Genomic DNA, 17588 nt, shown 5'->3' with positions numbered 1-17588 from the left:
GGGCTCAGGCGGCGGCCTCGAACTTGTAGCCCAGCCCCCGCACCGTGACGATGTGCACCGGGCGGGAGGGGTCCGGCTCGACCTTGGCGCGCAGCCGCTTGATGTGCACGTCCAGCGTCTTGGTGTCCCCGACGTAGTCGCTGCCCCACACCCGATCGATGAGCTGGCCCCGGGTCAGCACCCGGCCGGCGTTGCGCAGCAGCATCTCCAGCAGCTCGAACTCCTTGAGCGGCAGCGAGACCGACCGGCCGTCGACCTGGACCGTGTGCCGCTCGACGTCCATCCGCACCGGTCCGGACTCGACGGTGGCGGGCAGCAGCTCCTCGGGCTCGGCGCCGCGGCGCAGCACCGCCTTGATGCGGGCGAGCAGCTCCCGGCCGGAGTAGGGCTTGGTGACGTAGTCGTCGGCCCCGATCTCCAGCCCCACCACCTTGTCGACCTCGGAGTCCTTGGCGGTCAGCATGATGACCGGCACGCTCGAGCGCTGGCGCAGCGCCCGGCAGACGTCCACCCCGGACAGGCCGGGCAGCATGAGGTCGAGGAGCACCAGGTCGGCGCCGCCCCGGTCGAACTCGGCCAGGGCCTCGTGGCCGGTCTCGGCGACCGCCACGTCGTACCCCTCCTTCTCCAGCAGGTAGGACAGGGGGTCGGAGAAGGACGCCTCGTCCTCCACCACGAGGATCCGCGTCATCGATGGTCACCTTTCCGTGGGGCCGTGGGTGCGGCGGTCGTGGACGGGGCCCAGGGTATGCCGTCGGCGCGGGGCCGGGCGCCGTCCCCGGGGAGCTCACCCGACGGCGGCTCCACCGGGTGCTGCCCGGGCCCGTGCGGGGCCGCGGACCCGACCGGACGGTCGTCCCCGACGACCGCGGGCAGGCGGAGGGTGAAGGTGGACCCCTGCCCCTCCTTGCTCCAGACGGTCACCTCGCCGCCGTGGTTGGCGCAGATGTGCTTGACGATCGACAGGCCCAGGCCGGTGCCCCCGGTGCTGCGGGACCGGGCGGCGTCCACGCGGTAGAAGCGCTCGAAGATGCGCTCCTGGTCGGCGACCGGGATCCCGCGGCCCTGGTCGGTGACCGAGACCTCGACGAGGTCGTCCACCCGCCGGGTGACCACGCTGATCCGGGTGCCGTCGTCGGAGTAGGCGATGGCGTTGGTGATGAGGTTGCGCACCGCCGTGGTGATCAGCTCGGGGTCGCCGTAGACCCGCAGCCGGTCGCGCGCCTGGGTGGTCAGCGCGACCACCTCGCGCTCCCCGGCGAGCAGGCGGGTGTGGTCGGCGGCCTCCTCGGCGCACCCGGCCACGTCGACGACCACCATCCGGTCGAGCACGTCCTTGGTCTGCAGACGGGACAGGTCGACGATCTCGCTCACCAGCCGGGTCAGGCGCGCGGTCTCCTTCTTCATGCGGCCGGCGAACCGGGCCACCGCCACCGGGTCGTCGGCGGCGTCCTCGACCGCCTCGGCCAGCAGCGCCAGCCCGCCGACCGGCGTCTTGAGCTCGTGCGAGACGTTGACGACGAAGTCGCGCCGGACCTCCTCGACCCGACGGGCCTGGGTCCGGTCCTCCACGAGCGCCAGCACGAGCCCGTCCCCGATCGGCGCGACCCGGGCCCCCACGACGGCGCGGCCGGGGCCGACCGGGCCACGGGCGATGTCGTACTCCGCCTCGCGGATCACCCCGTCCTGCTGCACCTGGGTGACCAGCTGGCGGAGCTCGTCGTGGACGACGTCCCGTCCGCGGACCAGGCCGAAGGCGACCGCGGAGGCGCTGGCCGTCCGCACGGTGCCGCTGCGGTCCACGACGATCCCGCCGGAGCGCAGCACCGACAGCACGTCCAGGACCCCCTCGGGCAGGGCCGGCGGGTCGTCGACCGGCACGGGCGGCTGCGCCTGCGGGCGACCCGCGAGCAGGACGACCCACCAGACGACGGCTGCCAGCAGCAGACCGACGGCCATGCCGACGACGGCGGCGATGACGGGGCTCACGGTGTCCAGCCTAGGCCGCGCGACCGGCCGGGTCGGACCTCCGTCGCGCAGGACCGCCGACGGTCGGGTGCTGGCGGCCCAGAGTTCACCTGCGTGTCGTACGGTGTTCACACGCCGCTGCCAGGGTGGTCCGCGCGGTCCCCACCGGGACGGTCCAGAGACCACGGGGTCCTGGCCCCGCGCCCCCACGACGTCCACCACGAAAGGACCGGTCGATCCGATGCGCAGTCTGTTCCACGAGGAGCTCGAGACGCTCTCCGACGAGCTCGTCGAGCTGAGCCGGCTGTCGGCCCGGGCGCTGGAGCGCGCCACGCGGGCGCTGCTCGGCGCCGACCTGGAGCTGGCCGAGCAGGTGATCAGCGAGGACGAGCAGATCGACGCCCTGCGCCGGGACCTGGACAACCGGGCCATCGACGCCATCGCCCGTCAGCAGCCCGTCGCCACCGACCTGCGCCAGCTGGTCACCACCCTGCGGATGAGCGCCGACCTGGAGCGCTGCGGCGACCTGGCCAGGCACGTGGCCAAGCTGGCCCGGTTGCGCTACCCGGTGTGCGCCGTCTCCGGCGAGCTGACCGACGTCTTCGCCCAGATGTCCGAGCACGCCCAGGCCATGTGCCTGCGGTCGGGGGAGATCGTCTCGGCCCAGGACGCCTCCGGCGCCGCCGAGCTGCAGCAGCAGGACGACACCATGGACCGCCTGCACCGCGAGGTCTTCCGCATCCTCCTGGAGCCGGAGTGGGACGGCGGCACCCAGGCGGCCATCGACGCCACCCTGCTCTCGCGCTACTACGAGCGGTTCGCCGACCACGCCGTGTCGGTGGCCATCCGGGTCGTCTACCTGGTCACCGGCGTCTGGATGGACGAGCAGGAGGCCGCCTCCCGCGACCACCTCGGTGGCGGCGGGGTGCCCCGGGCAGGCATCTGACCCGTCGGGCTGAATCGCCGGGCGGATCCGACCCCGGACGTCGGTGCCCGGTGCCGGCCGGACGTCAGTGGTCGGCGTCGCCCTCGTCGGTCTGCGGGGGCTCGACGGTGCCGCCGGCGTCGTCCGCGTAGTCCTCGTAGGGGCCCTGCGGCAGCAGCACCGGGGCGTCGGCGGCCAGCGTCTCCCCGCCTCCCTGGACCCGCACCTCGACGACCCGCCCCGCAGGAACGGCCACGCCGTCGACGGTGAGGCGCTCGCCCTCGGACCCGTCGGCCCGGACCCCGTCCAGCCGGACGGCCTGGCCCGGCTCCACGGTCACCTCGGGCGTCGCCTCCTGGCCGTCGACGGTCACCGTCAACGTCGCGGACTCGGTGCCGGAGTTGACGACCGACCCGGACACCACGCCCGGGGCGCCGTCGCCCTGGCTGACGACGAGCAGGTTGCGCACGTCGATGCTCTCGCCGTCCATCTCGACGCCGTCGGACGGGGCGTAGCGCAGGAGCGTGGTCGTGGGGTTCGTGGTCGAGCAGCCGCTGAGGGCCACCGCGCCCACCGCGGCTGCGGTGAGCAGCACGGCGCTGCGGCGCGGACGGGGCGAGGGTGCAGTGGTCACGCGGGACAGCCTAGTGGGTGCCCGCCCGCGCGGCCGTCCCGACCCGCGCTGACCTGCACCGACGGTGCTCCCCAGGGAGCCGGTGACCGCCGCCCCCGGCGCGTGCACGGCATACCCCCGGGGTGTGGTAGGCCGCTGACCTGCACAGATGCCGTCGACGGATTCCCCCGGGCGAGTTCCCCGTGATATCCTGGGGGTCCGCGAAAGGGGCTATCTGAATGACGTTCAAGGTCGGCGAGACGGTTGTGTACCCGCATCACGGAGCCGCTCTCATCGAAGAGATGAAGACACGCACCATCAAGGGTGAGGAGAAGCTGTACCTCAAGCTCAAGGTGGCCCAGGGGGACCTCACCATCGAGGTCCCGGCGGAGAACTGCGACCTCGTCGGCGTCCGCGACGTCGTCGGCAAGGACGGCCTCGACAAGGTGTTCGCGGTGCTGCGCGCCGAGCACACCGAGGAGCCGACGAACTGGTCGCGCCGCTACAAGGCCAACCTGGAGAAGCTCGCCTCCGGCGACGTCATCAAGGTGGCCGAGGTCGTCCGCGACCTGTGGCGCCGCGACAAGGACCGCGGCCTGTCCACCGGTGAGAAGAGGCTGCTGAGCAAGGCTCGCCAGATCCTCGTCTCCGAGCTCGCGCTGGCGGAGAAGACCAACGAGGACACCGCCGAGGCCACCCTCGACGAGGTCCTCGCCTCCTGAGCAGGATGTCCGGCCGGCCCGACGACACCGTCGGTGCCGGCCTCATCCTTGTCGCCGCCGGGCGGGGCACCCGGCTGGGCGCCGGTCGACCCAAGGCGCTCGTGCCGCTCGGTGCCGGCACGGCTGCCGCCCCGGTGCTCGTGCACGCCCTGCGGGGAGCACTGCGGTGCCGGGCGATCACCGACGTCGTCGTCGTTGCTCCGCCTGACGAGGCGGCCCTCGCCGAGGTGGCCGCGTCCGTGCGCGCCCTCGACGACCGACGCCGCGACCGCGTCCAGGTGGTGGCCGGAGGGGCCGAGCGGTCGGACTCGGTGGCCATCGGGCTGGCGGCGCTCCCGCAGCGCGTGGGGGTCGTCCTGGTGCACGACGCGGCCCGGGCGCTGACCCCTGTCGAGGTCTTCGACCGGGTCGTCCACGCCGTGCACTCCGGCCACCCGGCGGTCACCCCGGCCGTGGCGGTGACCGACACGATCAAGCAGGTCCGGTCCGGGCCGACGGGCGTCGAGACCGTCGTCGCCACCCTCGACCGTTCCCGCCTGAGGGCCGTCCAGACGCCGCAGGGCTTCCTGCGCGAGACGCTGGAACGCGCCCACGCCGCCCTGCGCGGCGGGCCGGGCGGGAGCGAGGGCGGAGACGCCGCGGGCGACGGACTGCCGACGGCCACCGACGACTGCGGACTCGTCGAGGCGCGCGGTGGGCGGGTCACGGTCGTCGAGGGGTCGCCCCGGGCGATGAAGATCACCACGCCCCACGACCTGGAGGTGGCGGCCGCCTGGCTGGCCACGGGCGAGGACGGACGGGAGCGACCATGACCACCACCCCCGAGGGCCACCCGGTGACCCCGCTGCCCCGCACCGGCATCGGCGTGGACGTGCACGCCTGGGCCCCGGAGGGCGACGACCGGCCGCTGTGGCTCGGCTGCCTCCGATGGCCGGGCGAGCGCGGCATCGAGGGGCACAGCGACGGCGACGTCGCCGCCCACGCCGCCTGCAACGCGCTGCTGTCCGCCGCCGGTCTCGGCGACCTCGGGTCGGTCTTCGGCACCGACCGCCCCGAGATGGCCGGCGCCTCGGGCGCGCAGATGCTCGCGCACGTGGCGGACCTGCTGGCGCGAGGCGGTTTCCAGATCGGCAACGTCGCCGTGCAGGTCGTGGCCCGACGTCCCCGCGTCGGCGCCCGGCGCGCCGAGATGGAGGCCGCGATGTCGAGCGCCCTGGGCGGGGCCCCGGTCTCGGTCTCGGCGGCGACGACCGACGGGCTCGGCTTCGTCGGCCGGGTCGAGGGGCTGGCGGGCATCGCCACGGCGCTGGTCGCGCCGCGCTGACCCCCGGGCCCGCCCGCCGGGTCGGCGGTGGCGCTCAGCCGCCGGACCGCTCCCGCAGGGCGAGGATCCGCTCGCGCACGTGGCGGCGCAGCACCTTGCCCAGCTGGCTGCGCGGCAGGTCGTCGAGCACGTGCAGGTCACGCGGCACCGCGTACCGGGAGACCTTGTCCTGCAGCCACTCCCGGACCGAGGGCAGGTCCACCGACGCCCCCGGTTCGAGGACCAGGGCGGCGACGACGTGCTCGCCGAGGGAGGTGTCCGGCAGGCCGACGACGGCGACGTCGACGACACCGGGCATCCCACGCACGGCCTCCTCGACCTGCGAGGGGTAGATGTTGAAGCCGCCGGAGACGATGAGCTCCTTGCGCCGGTCCGCCAGGGCCACGAACCCGTCGGCGGGGTCCCGGCGCACGAGGTCGCCGGTGCGCAGCCACCCCCCGGGAAGCAGCACCTGGGCGGTCTCCTCCGGGGCGTCCAGGTAGCCGCCGAAGACCTGCGGGCCGCGGACCAGGAGCTCCCCGACCTCGCCGTCCGGCACGTCCGGGGCGTCGGGGTCCTCCTCCACCAGGTCGGGGTCGACGACGCGGATCTCGGTGCCCGGGAACGGGATCCCCAGCGTGCCGGGACGCCGCTCCGGCCCGAAGGGGTTGCCCAGCGCGATGGGCGAGCACTCGGTCATGCCGTATCCCTCGATGACCAGGCCTCCCGTCGCCGTCTCCCAGCGGTCGGCGATCTCGGGCTGCAGGGCCATCGCCCCGGAGATGGCGTAGCGCAACGGACGCAGCAGCTGCGGGTCCTCCGCCGTCGCCGAGGCCGCCAGGCGGTCGAGCATCGGCGGGACGCCGGCCAGGAAGGTCCAGGGCCGTCGCCGCATCGCCGCCAGCACCATGTCGACGTCGAAGTTCGGCAGGACCACCTGGGTGGCGCCCATCGACACCGCGAAGGTCAGCGACAGCGTCATCCCGAAGGCGTGGAAGAACGGCAGCACCGCGCCGAAGGTCTCCTCGCCCTCCCGCAGGCCGGGCACCCACTGGCGGCCCTGCGCGACGTTGGCCATGAGGTTGGCCTGCGTCAGCGGCACCAGCTTGGGGGTCCCGGTCGTGCCGCCCGTGGGCAGCAGGACCGCGACGTCGTCCGGGGTCGTCTCGTAGGGCCGGTGCGGTGCGCTGCGCGGGCCCTGGGCGGCGGCGACCCGGTCGTCCCAGGAGCCGACCCCGTCGGGCACCGGGGCCCGCAGTTTCGCGCGCTGGGCACGGGCCGCCCTGACGGGGAGCCGCAGCAGCAGCCGGGTCCGCAGGGGCATCGCCGCGGCGAGGTTGACGGCGAGGACGGTCCGGTCCTGCCCCTCCTCCGGCAGGACGGCCGCGACGGCGTGCTCCCACGCCACCACGACCCTCGCCCCGTGCAGCTGCAGCTGGGCCTGCACCTCCGCGGGGGCCGCGAGCGGGTTGTGCTCGGCGACGGTGGCCCCCAGCGAGGTGATCGCGTAGAAGGCGACGACGTGCTGGGGGCAGTTGGGCAGGACCAGGGCCACGCGGTCCCCGGGGCCGACGCCGAGGTCGCGGAGCACCTGGGCCGCGGCGGCCACCTGGTCGGCGAGCCGGGCGTAGGTCGTCGTCGCACCGAGGAAGTCGACGGCCACCCGGTCGGGCCACCGGCGGGCGGCCTGCTCGAGCAGGGCGGTGGTCGACGGAGCCGGGTCGACGATCAGCGGGATCAGGGGCTGCGCACTCGTCACGGGACAAACCTACGCTCGCGTAGGTTCACCCGGCGAACCGGTCCCGGACCGTGCCGGCCGTCGGCGCATCCACGCCGGGAGGCCCCACCACAGGGAGCCGAAGACCAGCAGCGCCGCCACGCCCGCGGCATACCCGGCGGTGCGACCCAGCACCACCCCGAAGATGAGGACGAGCACGGCCGTCATCGTCAGCCCGAGGGTGACCAGGCCGGCCCGTGCCATCCGGTGGGAGACCTGGACCAGGTCGTCCTTGCGGTGCTGCCGGAACAGGGCACGGTGCAGGCTGACCGGGCCCACGAGCAGCACCGTGGTGAGGAAGGCGAGGACGATCGCCACGAGGAAGACGGCGCGCTGCTCGCCGGTCAGGTCGGGGAAGCGGGCCTGGAAGGGCAGCGTCATGAGGAATCCCGCCAGGATCTGGGTGCCGGTCTGCAGCACGCGCAGCTCCTGCAGGAGCTCGACGAAGTTGCGGTCCATCCGCTCGTCGCGGGACTCGTGCCGGTCGTCGCCCACCGGCCCGTCCCGGCCCGCGGGGTGCTGCAGCGCCATCCGTCCACTGTGGACCCGTGCCGGACCGTCGTCCAGCGGGTCCGTCGGTCGTCCGGGCGGGCGTAGACTCGGGTCACGTGGCCGACCTCCTGGCGGGACGTCCCGTCCTGCTCCTGTTCGCCGTCCTGGCGATCGGCACCGCCGTCGGCGCGGTCCGGCTGCGTCGGGTCTCGCTGGGCCCGGCGGCCGTCCTCTTCACCGCGCTGGCCTTCTCGGCCGCCGACGAGCGGCTGGCCCTCCCCGAGGTGCTCGGCACCTTCGGCCTGGCGGTCTTCGCCTACGCCGTCGGGGTCACCGCCGGCCCCTCCTTCTTCGCCTCGCTGCGCACCGGCCTCCGGCCGGTCAGCATGGTCGTGGCCACCCTCCTCGCGCTCGGCGTGCTCACCTGGGGGATCGGCCGGCTGCTGGGACTCAGCGCCGGGAGCACCGCCGGCCTCTACGCCGGGGCGCTGAACAACACCCCGGCGCTGGCCGCCGCGATCCTGCGGCTGGACGGCTCGCCCGACCCCACGGTGGCCTACTCGATGAGCTACGTGGGGGGAGTGGTGGTCATGCTCGCCGCGGCGACCTGGGCGCTGCGCAGCGGCGACCGGCACCCCACGGCCGACGACCGGGCCCGGCCCACCGAGGTGCGCAACGCCACCATCCTCGTCGAGCGCGACAACGCGCTCACCGTGGCCGAGCTGAGCTGGACACCCCACGGCCGGGTGCTGTTCTCCCGCTACCAGGACGCCGCCGGGGAGGTGCGGATGGCCCAGGGGGACACCCTCCTGCGGCCCGGGGACCAGGTGCTGGCCATCGGTCCCGACCGGGCGCTGCGGCACCTGACCAAGCAGCTGGGTCGGCGGGCGGCCACCCACCTGGAGGCCGAGCGCACCGACGTGGACTACCGGCGGATCGTGCTGTCCGAGCGCCGGTTCTACGGCCGGACGGTGGCCGACCTGGACCTGTTCGCCCGGTTCGGCGCCCGCGCGACCAGGGTGCGCCGGGCCGACCAGGACGTCCTGGCCACCGACGACCTGGTGCTGCAGGCGGGGGACCGGATCCGCGTCGCGGCGCCGCGCGAGCAGATGAGGCTCGTGGCGGCATACCTGGGGGACAGCGAGCACGGGACCGCGGACATCAACCCCCTCGGTCTCGCGCTGGGGCTGACGGCCGGGCTCGCGCTGGGCGCCCTTCCGGTCCCCGTGCCCGGGCTCGGGTCGCTGGAGCTCGGCCAGGCGGCCGGACCGCTCGTCGTGGGGCTGCTGCTGGGCCGCACCGGGCGCACCGGCAGGCTCGTGTGGACCCTGCCCCACCAGGCCGCCGAGACGCTCACGCAGATCGGGCTGCTCGTCTTCCTGGCCTACGCGGGCGGCCGCGCCGGGTCGGCCTTCGTCGACGCGCTCGCCAGCCCGCTCGGGCTGCAGCTGGTGCTGGCCGGCCTGGTCGTCACCACCGTGCACGCGGCCGTCCTCCTCCTGCTGGGCCGGGCCTGGCTGCGGCAGGCCGGGCCCCGGCTGGCCGGCGTCCTGTCCGGCTCGCAGACCCAGCCGGCCATCCTGGCGCACGCGCAGGAGCAGACCCACCACGACCAGCGGGTCGCCCTGGGCTACGCGATGGTCTACCCGGTGGCGATGGTCGTCAAGATCCTCGTCGCCCAGCTGCTGACCATGCTCTAAGACGCAATCGGTGTCCCGGGGCCGCACTTGCGTCCCGCCCCGCCGCCGGGTTGGCTGGGGGCACCGTTCCCCGTGACCAGGAGGTTGTCGTGCCCAGCACCGTCAAGGGTGTCATCGCCCGCAGCAAGGGAGCCGACGTCGAGGTCGTCGACGTCGTCGTGCCCGACCCGGGCCCCGGCGAGGCCGTGGTGAAGATCGAGGCCTGCGGCGTCTGCCACACCGACCTGCACTACCGCGAGGGCGGCATCAACGACGACTTCCCGTTCCTGCTGGGGCACGAGGCCGCCGGCACCGTGGAGGCCGTCGGGGAGGGCGTCACCGACGTCGAGCCCGGGGACTACGTCGTCCTCAACTGGCGCGCCGTCTGCGGGCACTGCCGCGCGTGCGCCAAGGGCAAGCCGTGGTACTGCTTCAACACGCACAACGCGAGCCAGAGGATGACCCTGGCCGAGGACGGCACCGAGCTGACGCCCGCGCTGGGCATCGGCGCCTTCATCGAGAAGACCCTCGTGCACGCCGGCCAGTGCACCAAGGTCGACCGGGAGGCTCCCGCGGTCGCCGCGGGTCTGCTCGGCTGCGGCGTCATGGCGGGCTTCGGCGCGGCGGTCAACACCGGCAACGTCACCCGCGGCGACTCGGTCGCCGTCATCGGCTGCGGCGGGGTGGGCGACGCCGCCATCGCGGGGGCCCGGCTGGCCGGCGCCACCACGATCATCGCGGTCGACATCGACGACCGGAAGCTGGAGGCGGCCCGCGGCTTCGGGGCCACCCACACCGTCAACTCCTCGGGCACCGACCCCGTGACCGCGATCCAGGAGCTCACCGGCGGGGTCGGCGCGGACGTCGTCGTCGACGCGGTGGGCCGTCCGGAGACCTACAAGCAGGCGTTCTACGCCCGCGACCTCGCCGGCACCGTCGTGCTCGTCGGCGTCCCCACGCCCGAGATGGAGATCACCCTGCCGCTGCTCGACGTGTTCGGCCGCGGCGGTGCGCTGAAGTCCAGCTGGTACGGCGACGCCCTGCCCTCGCGCGACTTCCCCATGCTTATCGACCTCTACCGCCAGGGCCGGTTCAACCTCGACGACTTCGTCAGCGAGACGATCGGACTGGGCGACGTCGAGGCCGCGTTCGAGAAGATGCACGCCGGCGACGTGCTGCGCTCCGTCGTCATCGTCGACGAGACGGCCGCCGCGGCCCGCGGACGGCAGACCGGCACGACCACGACGACCACCACCGAGGAGGCCTCCGCATGACCGCCCGCATCGACCACGCCGTGACCACCGGCACCTTCAGCCTCGACGGCGGCACCTGGGAGGTCGACAACAACGTGTGGGTGATCGGCGACGACGAGGAGTGCATCGTCGTCGACGCCCCCCACGACGCGGACGTGGTGGTCGACGCGGTCGGCGGCCGGACGGTCCGGGCCCTGCTGCTGACCCACGGGCACGACGACCACATCGACGCCGCCCCGGAGGTGGCCCGTCGCACGGGAGCCACGACATACCTGCACCCCGAGGACCGGATGCTGTGGGACCGGGTGCACGACATCGCGCCCGGAGGGGAGCTGTCCGACGGCATGACGTTCGAGGTCGCCGGGGTCACCCTGCACGTGCTGCACACGCCTGGTCACAGCCCGGGCGCCTGCTGCTTCCACGTGCCGGAGCTGGGCGTGGTGTTCTCCGGGGACACCCTCTTCGAGGGCGGCCCCGGGGCGACGGGACGCTCGTTCAGCGACTTCCCCACGATCGTGGCATCGATCACCGACAAGCTCCTCGTCCTGCCGGAGGAGACCGTCGTGCACACCGGGCACGGCGGGACCACGACGATCGGCGCGGAGGAGCCGCACCGTCAGGAGTGGCTCGACCGGGGTCACTGAGCCCGGGCGGTGGTCGTCAGCTCGAGCTCGCGGCCCCGCCGGCCATCACGGCCGCCATCATGGCGGTGTTGAGCTCCGCCACCGCCGTGGCCACGGCCTCCGGCGCCCAGCGTCCCTTGCTGATCTCCTTGCCACGCCGCTTGACCTCGCCGTTGGTCATCCCGGGCCGCATCTCCGTGGTCAGCACCTTGGGCAGGGCGTCGACGGCGTGCAGGAGCGAGATCAGCGCGCCGGTGCGGGAGTCCGGCTCGCGGGCGCCCGTGACGACGGTGGCGAGGTCGCCGACCACGGCGTCGCGCGGGCCGCTCATGAGGACCGGCCAGCGGGTCGTCAGCGTGAGCCCGAGGGCCTTGACCGGTTCGGGGCGCACCAGCTCGCGCCGGACGAGGCTGTCCAGCAGGGGCTGCTGGAGCTTCTTGCCCACCCGGTCGAGCGCGTCCTTGGGCTTCTTGCCCTCCCGCTCGGCGAAGCGGACCAGGGCCTCGTCGAGCAGGGGCTCGCCGATCGTGCCACCGTCCAGGACCCGCAGCCGCTTGCGCCCGTCGACGTCCAGACGTTCGCGCAGGGCCAGCTCGGTCAGCAGCGCGCCGCCGAGGACGAGCGTCCGGGAGCTGCCCAGCAGGTTGCGGCCCTCGGGGGAGGTCCCGACGAGGAGCAGTTCTTCGGCGATGAGCATGTCTCGACGGTATGCCGTGCGCACCCGGCGGCGCATCGGTCCGCCGACGGAGGCGTCGGCCCGGCCGGCTCCGACTCTGGGACGAGGCCAAGCGGGTGGCGGACGTACCGCGGGGCGGGGCGGGGCAGTGAGGGACAAGGTTGTGCACCGGATGCGACGCCGAGAACCACGCATCCGGTGCACAACGTTGTCCTGACGTGGTCCGGTCGCCTCAGCCGATCCGGGTCGCCCGGGACTCGGCCCGGGCGATGGCCTCGAGCAACCGACGACGGATCAGCTGAGGCCGGGCGAGGTCGGCCCACCGGATGCGGACCACCTCGTAGCCGAGCGTCCGGAGCCTGTCCTCCCTGTCCTTCTCGGCGAGGAGGGCCTCGTGGCCGGTGTACTTGCCGGTCCCGTCGAACTCGACGAGCACGTCCCAGCGGGCCAGCTTGAGGTCGACGATCGTCACCAACCGGTCGCCGTCGTGGACCACGAACTGCGGGATGCAGGGGCCGAGCCCGAGGAGGTGGACCAGCCACCGGGTGCGGCTCTCACCGGCGGACTCGCTACGGCCGTCGGCCAGGTCGACGACGAGTCGTACGGTCGGGGTGGATCGCCCGAATCCTCCCTCCAGCGCCTCCGCGATCTCCTCCCTGACCCGGGTGACGGCAAGGCCCTCCTGGCCACCGGCAGCCTTCGGGTCCTGCTCCCGTGCCGCGTGCAGGACGCCGTCCACGGCGACCAGGCCTGCCTCGCCGCCGTGCGTCGCCGCCACCTGCAGCGCTGCCACCGTGGGCGTCACCAGCACGAGGCCGTCCCGTTCGTCCGTCCACCGGGCGTCGAGGGGACGGTGCACCCAGATCGTGCCGTCCTTCCGGCCCCTGCGACCGTCCGTGCGGACCAGGTGGACGAACCCGTCCTCGCCGGCGTAGGGCAGTCCGTGCACCATCAATGCGCTCTCGTGGCTCAGGGCGTGGGTCGGCCCAGCCTCCGCCGGGGCGGGCGCGAGACTGCGTCCGACGGCACGGGCCACCAGTTCGCGTTTCTCCCACGGGGTCGAGCCGGCCAGCGCGCTCGCGAGGACGACAGCGTCCCGGCGGACGCGGACCAGCTCCCCACGGCGCACCATGGCCTCGACCGAGCGGCGGGAGAAGCCGGCGCGCAGCAGCTCACGGGTGCTGGCCACGCCGCCCTGCATCTGCACCAGCTGCGTGATCCCCTCGGACATGCCCCGAGTGTGTCGCGTCCGCGGTCGGGGGCTCCGGCGTCGTCCACAGGCGGGCAGCGACCGCCAGATCCTGTCCGACGCCTGGAGCATGGGGACGGACACAGCACGCGGCTGGACAAGGTTGTGCGCCGCAGACGACGTTCTCGACGGTGCACGTGGTGCACAACCTTGTCCTGGCCGGGGAGGCTGGGAGGCGGGGCTCCTGGCCGGGGAGGCTGGGCGCCTGGCGGACCGAGGGCGGTCCGCCGGCCCACCGTCGGCCCGAGGCGGCCGCTGGCGAGGAGGTCGGCAGGCGTGGGAGGCGCCGGTACCCTTGAGCGGGTGAGCCTGCACCTCTTCGACACCGCCACCCGGCAGCTGCGGCCGTTCGAGCCGCTCGAGGCCGGACGGGTGGGCATGTACATCTGCGGGCTCACCACGCAGGGCAGCCCGCACATCGGGCACGTCCGGTTCGCGGTGGCCTTCGACGTCCTGCGGCGGTGGCTGGAGCGGGGGCACGGCTACGACGTCACGCTCATCCGCAACGTCACCGACATCGACGACAAGATCCTCACCAAGGCCGCCGAGGCCGGACGCCCCTGGTGGGCCTGGTCCTACGAGAACGAGCGCGCGACCACCCGGGCCCTCGAGCTGCTGGGCGTGCTCCCGCCGACCTACGAGCCGCGGGCGACCGGGCACATCACCGAGCAGCTGGAGCTGGTGCGCGCGCTCGTCGAGCGGGGCCACGCCTACGCCGCGGAGGACGGCAGCGGCGACGTCTACTTCGACGTGCGCTCCTGGCCGGACTACGGCTCGCTGACCCGGCAGAAGCTGGAGGACATGGAGCCGGCCGAGGACGCCGACCCCCGGGGCAAGCGCGATCCCCGCGACTTCGCCCTGTGGAAGGGGCACAAGGACGGCGAGCCGGAGACGGCCTCGTGGCCGGCGCCGTACGGCCGCGGCCGCCCGGGCTGGCACCTGGAGTGCTCGGCCATGGCGCGCAAGTACCTCGGCGACGCCTTCGACATCCACGGCGGCGGCGTCGACCTGCGCTTCCCGCACCACGAGAACGAGCAGGCCCAGTCCCGCGCCGCCGGTCTCGACTTCGCCCGCTACTGGCTGCACAACGCCTGGGTCACCGTCAAGGGCGCCAAGATGGGCAAGTCGCTGGGCAACGCCCTGGCCGTCACCGAGCTGACGAAGACCGTGCGCCCGCTCGTGCTGCGCCACTACCTCGGCGCCGCGCACTACCGGTCCACGATCGAGTACGGCGACGACAGCCTCACCGAGGCGCTCGCCGCGGTCGAGCGGATCGAGGGGTATGTCGTGCGCGCCCGGGAGGTGCTCGGCGAGGCCGCCGAGGACCTGCTCGAGGCGTCCCGCGCGCTGCCGGCCGACGAGGCCTTCCCGACCGACTTCCGGGCCGCCCTCGACGACGACCTCAACGTGCCGGAGGCCCTCGCGGTCGTCTTCGGCACCGTCCGCGACGGCAACCGCGCCCTCGACGCCGGTGCCGGGACGGGCACGCAGGCGCTGCGGCATACCCTCCTGCAGCTGCTGGCGATGCTCGACGTGCTCGGCACCAACCCGCTCGACCCCTCCTGGGGCGGCGGGTCCCGCGAGGACGACCGTGGCATGGAGGTGCTGGCGGCTCTGGTGCAGGACCGGCTGGACGCGCGGGCCCAGGCCCGGGCCGAGAAGGACTTCGCGACCGCGGACGCCATCCGCGACCACCTGACCACGCTCGGCGTGGTCATCGAGGACACCCCGGCCGGCGCCCGCTGGTCGCTGCGCTGAACGAAGGACGAGACACCATGGCCGGCAACCAGCAGCGCCGCAACGCGCGCACCAGCAACAAGAAGGGGATGGTCGTCGGCTCCGGCGGCCAGCGCCGCAAGCAGCTCCAGGGCCGGGGGCCGACCCCCAAGGCGGAGGAGCGGGTCGGCCACCCGGCGGCGCGCCGCAGGTCCGGCAGCGCCGCGAGCAGGACCGGCGGCGGCCGACCGGCAGGGGGGCGACGCTCCGGGCCGGGTCGCGGAGGGTCGACCGAGATCGTCACCGGCCGCAACAGCGTGCTCGAGGCGCTGCGCACGCACGTGCCGGGCAGCACGCTCTACGTGGGGTCGCGGATGGAGAGCGACGACCGGGTCAAGGAGAGCATCACCCTGGCCACCGAGCGGGGGATCGCCGTGCTGGAGGCGCCGCGCACCGAGCTCGACCGGCTCACCGACGGGGCGGTGCACCAGGGACTGGCCCTGCAGGTGCCTCCCTACGAGTACGCCCACCCCGAGGACCTGCTCCACGTCGAGCTGCCCGGCACCCCGCTCATCGTGGCGCTCGACGGCATCACCGACCCGCGCAACCTGGGCGCCGTCGTGCGCTCGGTCGGGGCGTTCGGCGGGCACGGCGTCGTGGTGCCGGCCCGGAGGTCGGCCGGGATGACCGCGGCCGCCTGGAAGACCTCGGCCGGCGCGGCGGCGCGGGTGCCCGTGGCCCAGGCGACCAACCTCACCCGGGCGCTGGAGGCCTACCGCAAGGCGGGCTTCTTCGTCGTCGGGCTGGACGGCGACGGGGACGTCGAGCTGCCCGGCCTGGAGCTGGCCGACCAGCCGCTGGTCATCGTCGTCGGCTCCGAGGGCAAGGGTCTGTCGCGGCTCGTGCGCGAGACCTGCGACCAGATCGTCTCGATCCCGATCGCGGCGGTCACCGAGTCGCTCAACGCCGGCATCGCCACCGCCGTGGCGCTCTACGAGGTGTCCCGCTCCCGCCGGCTGCGCTGACCGGAGGGTCAGACCTGCTGGTCCGCCTCCCCCTCGGCGAGCGAGCGGACCGGCGCCACGGTGATGTCGTCGAGCTTCCAGTCCATGGCCCGCAGGTCCTCCACGGTCTGGTGGATCCGGGCCATATCCACCGTCCCCCCGACGGGGACGAAACGCACCTCCACGTGGAAGACGTGGCCCATGTCGCGCACCCTGGTGTCGTGGGCCCGCACCCAGGGGCGGCTGTCCAGGTAGTCCTCCACCCGCCCCACGAGAGGGTGCTCCGCGGCGTCGTCGACGGTGCGGGCCGTCCTGTCCATGAGGCCGGTGACGGCGTGCTGGACGTTGCCCCAGCCGTCCCGCAGGATGCTCGCCGCGATGAACAGGGCGGCCGCGGCGTCGGCCCACCACAGGCCGATGCCGATCCCCAGCACACCGAGGATGGCGCCGCCGGACGTCATCCAGTCGGCCTTGTTCATGTCGGCGTCGGCGTGCAGCACCTTGTCGTGGAGCTGCTCGGCCAGAGGCACCTTCATCCGGCCCAGAACCACCGGTCCGATCCCCGTGTAGACCATGACGGCCACCATCGGCCAGCCCGCCCAGAAGGTCCGGCCGAACAGCTGCATGGTGCCGATGGGCGGGTGGTCCGCCGTCAGCAGCCCCGAGCCGGAGTCGTAGAGCAGGAAGACGCCCATCGTCAGCAGGGCGACGGAGGCGACCAGGTGACCCACCGCCACCGACCGGTGCCGGCCGAAGGGGTAGTCCCGGTCCGGGTGTCGCGCGGCCGCACGGGTCGCGACGAGGAAGGCGATCGGGGGGATCAGCGAGAGCATGTCCTCGATCCACGCGGCCTTCATCGCCTGCGAGCTGCCCATGACGAGGGCGACGAGGACGACACCGGTGCCCAGGTAGGCCAGCGAGATCCATTCCAGCCGCCGGGCACGCCGGAGCGCCGCCTGCTGCTCGCCGGGCAGCTCGGTCGAGCCGAAGTAGGCGCCCACCCGGGACGTCACGACGACTCCTCGTCCAGGAAGCGCTCCAGCTCGCTGAGCAGGGCGTTCTCCCCGCGGACGACGGCCATGACGTGCTTGACGGTGCGACCCTCCTCCTGCGTCCGCGTGTAGGGCCGGGTCAGCGCCACCTTCGTCGACCACGGGGACCGGGAGGACAGGCCGCCCACCATGACGTCCAGCTCACCCCTCTCCAGGAGCGTGACGAGCGCCTCCTCGCCGTCGACGACGAACAGGGCCTCGGCGCCCTGCTCCTCCGCGAACCTCCGGACCAGGACCACCTCGTCGCCCCCGGGTTCACCACCCGGAGCCGGTGGCAGGGTGGTGAAGGGTGGGTGCGGCGAGACGCCGACGCGCAGCTCACCGGTGGCGCGCACCTGCGCGAGCGTCCGGTCCGGGTCGGTCGGGATCTGCAGCCCGCACCCCGCGACCACGGTGGAGGCGAGCATCGCCACCACCGCGGAGGGACCCCTGTGTCTGTGCCCGACGGCGCCCATGGGTCCGAGTATCCGCCGATCCGTCGGCGGCGCACCTCGGACGGGGCCGTGCAGTGTCGGCCGGCCGGGCCCGGCCGGACA

At 73.9% G+C, this 17588-nt stretch carries 18 protein-coding genes; 9 read left to right on the top strand and 9 right to left on the bottom strand.

What is annotated here, in order from left to right:
- Positions 1-4 precede the first annotated feature (4 nt).
- Together FJR00_RS09345 and FJR00_RS09340 are read right to left on the bottom strand one after the other, a co-directional pair.
- Positions 5-691 carry a response regulator transcription factor gene (locus tag FJR00_RS09345; RefSeq protein WP_141338473.1) on the bottom strand — a complete coding sequence of 229 codons (687 nt, stop codon included), beginning with the start codon at positions 689-691 and terminating at the stop codon, positions 5-7.
- Complete coding sequence (locus FJR00_RS09340) at positions 688-1989, bottom strand: sensor histidine kinase (protein ID WP_238330410.1); 1302 nt, start codon at positions 1987-1989, stop codon at positions 688-690. The genes FJR00_RS09345 and FJR00_RS09340 overlap by 4 nt, the downstream gene beginning before the upstream one ends.
- A gap of 220 nt (positions 1990-2209) precedes the next feature.
- Here FJR00_RS09340 and phoU point away from each other — a divergent pair, with 220 nt between their 5' ends.
- Positions 2210-2914, top strand: coding sequence for a phosphate signaling complex protein PhoU (gene phoU / locus FJR00_RS09335; protein WP_141338472.1), 705 nt, complete (start codon positions 2210-2212; stop codon positions 2912-2914).
- Positions 2915-2978: 64 nt separating this feature from the next.
- Here the strand turns inward: phoU and FJR00_RS09330 are convergent, their stop codons facing one another.
- Positions 2979-3527 (bottom strand): hypothetical protein, encoded by a 549-nt coding sequence (locus tag FJR00_RS09330; protein ID WP_141338471.1) that lies wholly within the window; start codon positions 3525-3527, stop codon positions 2979-2981.
- Between the two features lie 218 nt (positions 3528-3745).
- On the opposite strand from FJR00_RS09330, the gene FJR00_RS09325 reads away from it, so the two are divergent.
- From FJR00_RS09325 to ispF, 3 genes are read left to right on the top strand one after another with little or no spacing between them, the layout of a single operon-like run.
- On the top strand, positions 3746-4228 hold the full coding sequence (locus FJR00_RS09325; RefSeq protein WP_075957107.1) for a CarD family transcriptional regulator: 483 nt from the start codon (positions 3746-3748) through the stop codon (positions 4226-4228).
- 5 nt (positions 4229-4233) lie between these two features.
- Positions 4234-5040 carry a 2-C-methyl-D-erythritol 4-phosphate cytidylyltransferase gene (ispD, locus tag FJR00_RS09320; RefSeq protein ID WP_141338470.1) on the top strand — a complete coding sequence of 269 codons (807 nt, stop codon included), beginning with the start codon at positions 4234-4236 and terminating at the stop codon, positions 5038-5040.
- Complete coding sequence (gene ispF / locus FJR00_RS09315) at positions 5037-5552, top strand: 2-C-methyl-D-erythritol 2,4-cyclodiphosphate synthase (RefSeq protein WP_141338469.1); 516 nt, start codon at positions 5037-5039, stop codon at positions 5550-5552. Before ispD ends, ispF begins: the two co-directional genes overlap by 4 nt.
- A 34-nt stretch (positions 5553-5586) precedes the next feature.
- Here ispF and FJR00_RS09310 read toward each other — a convergent pair whose 3' ends face one another.
- Both FJR00_RS09310 and FJR00_RS09305 read right to left on the bottom strand, forming a co-directional pair.
- Positions 5587-7290: an AMP-binding protein gene (locus tag FJR00_RS09310; RefSeq protein ID WP_141338468.1), complete on the bottom strand. Its 1704-nt coding sequence runs from the start codon at positions 7288-7290 to the stop codon at positions 5587-5589.
- A 9-nt stretch (positions 7291-7299) separates the two neighbouring features.
- Complete coding sequence (locus FJR00_RS09305; protein WP_075957104.1) at positions 7300-7839, bottom strand: DUF6328 family protein; 540 nt, start codon at positions 7837-7839, stop codon at positions 7300-7302.
- 77 nt (positions 7840-7916) lie between these two features.
- Between FJR00_RS09305 and FJR00_RS09300 the strand changes: the two genes are divergently transcribed.
- From FJR00_RS09300 to FJR00_RS09290, 3 genes are all read left to right on the top strand, one after another.
- Positions 7917-9500 carry an aspartate:alanine exchanger family transporter gene (locus FJR00_RS09300; protein WP_181409569.1) on the top strand — a complete coding sequence of 528 codons (1584 nt, stop codon included), beginning with the start codon at positions 7917-7919 and terminating at the stop codon, positions 9498-9500.
- An 89-nt stretch (positions 9501-9589) separates the two neighbouring features.
- Complete coding sequence (locus FJR00_RS09295; protein ID WP_141338466.1) at positions 9590-10753, top strand: S-(hydroxymethyl)mycothiol dehydrogenase; 1164 nt, start codon at positions 9590-9592, stop codon at positions 10751-10753.
- Positions 10750-11376, top strand: a complete 627-nt coding sequence (locus tag FJR00_RS09290; protein WP_141338465.1) for an MBL fold metallo-hydrolase — start codon at positions 10750-10752, stop codon at positions 11374-11376. The genes FJR00_RS09295 and FJR00_RS09290 overlap by 4 nt, the downstream gene beginning before the upstream one ends.
- Positions 11377-11392: 16 nt before the next feature.
- Here the strand turns inward: FJR00_RS09290 and FJR00_RS09285 are convergent, their stop codons facing one another.
- Both FJR00_RS09285 and FJR00_RS09280 read right to left on the bottom strand, forming a co-directional pair.
- Positions 11393-12052, bottom strand: coding sequence for a GOLPH3/VPS74 family protein (locus tag FJR00_RS09285; protein WP_181409568.1), 660 nt, complete (start codon positions 12050-12052; stop codon positions 11393-11395).
- A gap of 211 nt (positions 12053-12263) precedes the next feature.
- Positions 12264-13262 carry a type IV toxin-antitoxin system AbiEi family antitoxin domain-containing protein gene (locus FJR00_RS09280; protein ID WP_181409567.1) on the bottom strand — a complete coding sequence of 333 codons (999 nt, stop codon included), beginning with the start codon at positions 13260-13262 and terminating at the stop codon, positions 12264-12266.
- Positions 13263-13583: 321 nt separating this feature from the next.
- Between FJR00_RS09280 and cysS the strand changes: the two genes are divergently transcribed.
- Positions 13584-15038: a cysteine--tRNA ligase gene (gene cysS, locus FJR00_RS09275; RefSeq protein WP_141338462.1), complete on the top strand. Its 1455-nt coding sequence runs from the start codon at positions 13584-13586 to the stop codon at positions 15036-15038.
- 17 nt (positions 15039-15055) lie between these two features.
- Positions 15056-16021 carry a 23S rRNA (guanosine(2251)-2'-O)-methyltransferase RlmB gene (gene rlmB, locus FJR00_RS09270; RefSeq protein ID WP_141338461.1) on the top strand — a complete coding sequence of 322 codons (966 nt, stop codon included), beginning with the start codon at positions 15056-15058 and terminating at the stop codon, positions 16019-16021.
- An 8-nt stretch (positions 16022-16029) separates the two neighbouring features.
- Here rlmB and FJR00_RS09265 read toward each other — a convergent pair whose 3' ends face one another.
- On the bottom strand, positions 16030-17013 hold the full coding sequence (locus tag FJR00_RS09265; protein ID WP_238330409.1) for a cation diffusion facilitator family transporter: 984 nt from the start codon (positions 17011-17013) through the stop codon (positions 16030-16032).
- On the bottom strand, positions 17010-17459 hold the full coding sequence (locus FJR00_RS09260) for a transporter substrate-binding domain-containing protein (protein ID WP_238330408.1): 450 nt from the start codon (positions 17457-17459) through the stop codon (positions 17010-17012). The genes FJR00_RS09265 and FJR00_RS09260 overlap by 4 nt, the downstream gene beginning before the upstream one ends.
- Positions 17460-17588 lie beyond the last annotated feature (129 nt).

This window comes from Ornithinimicrobium kibberense, assembly GCF_006519705.1.
Classification (GTDB): domain Bacteria; phylum Actinomycetota; class Actinomycetes; order Actinomycetales; family Dermatophilaceae; genus Ornithinicoccus; species Ornithinicoccus kibberensis.
Note: the sequence above shows the minus strand (reverse complement) of the source record. Positions and strands in the feature narration are given on the sequence as shown.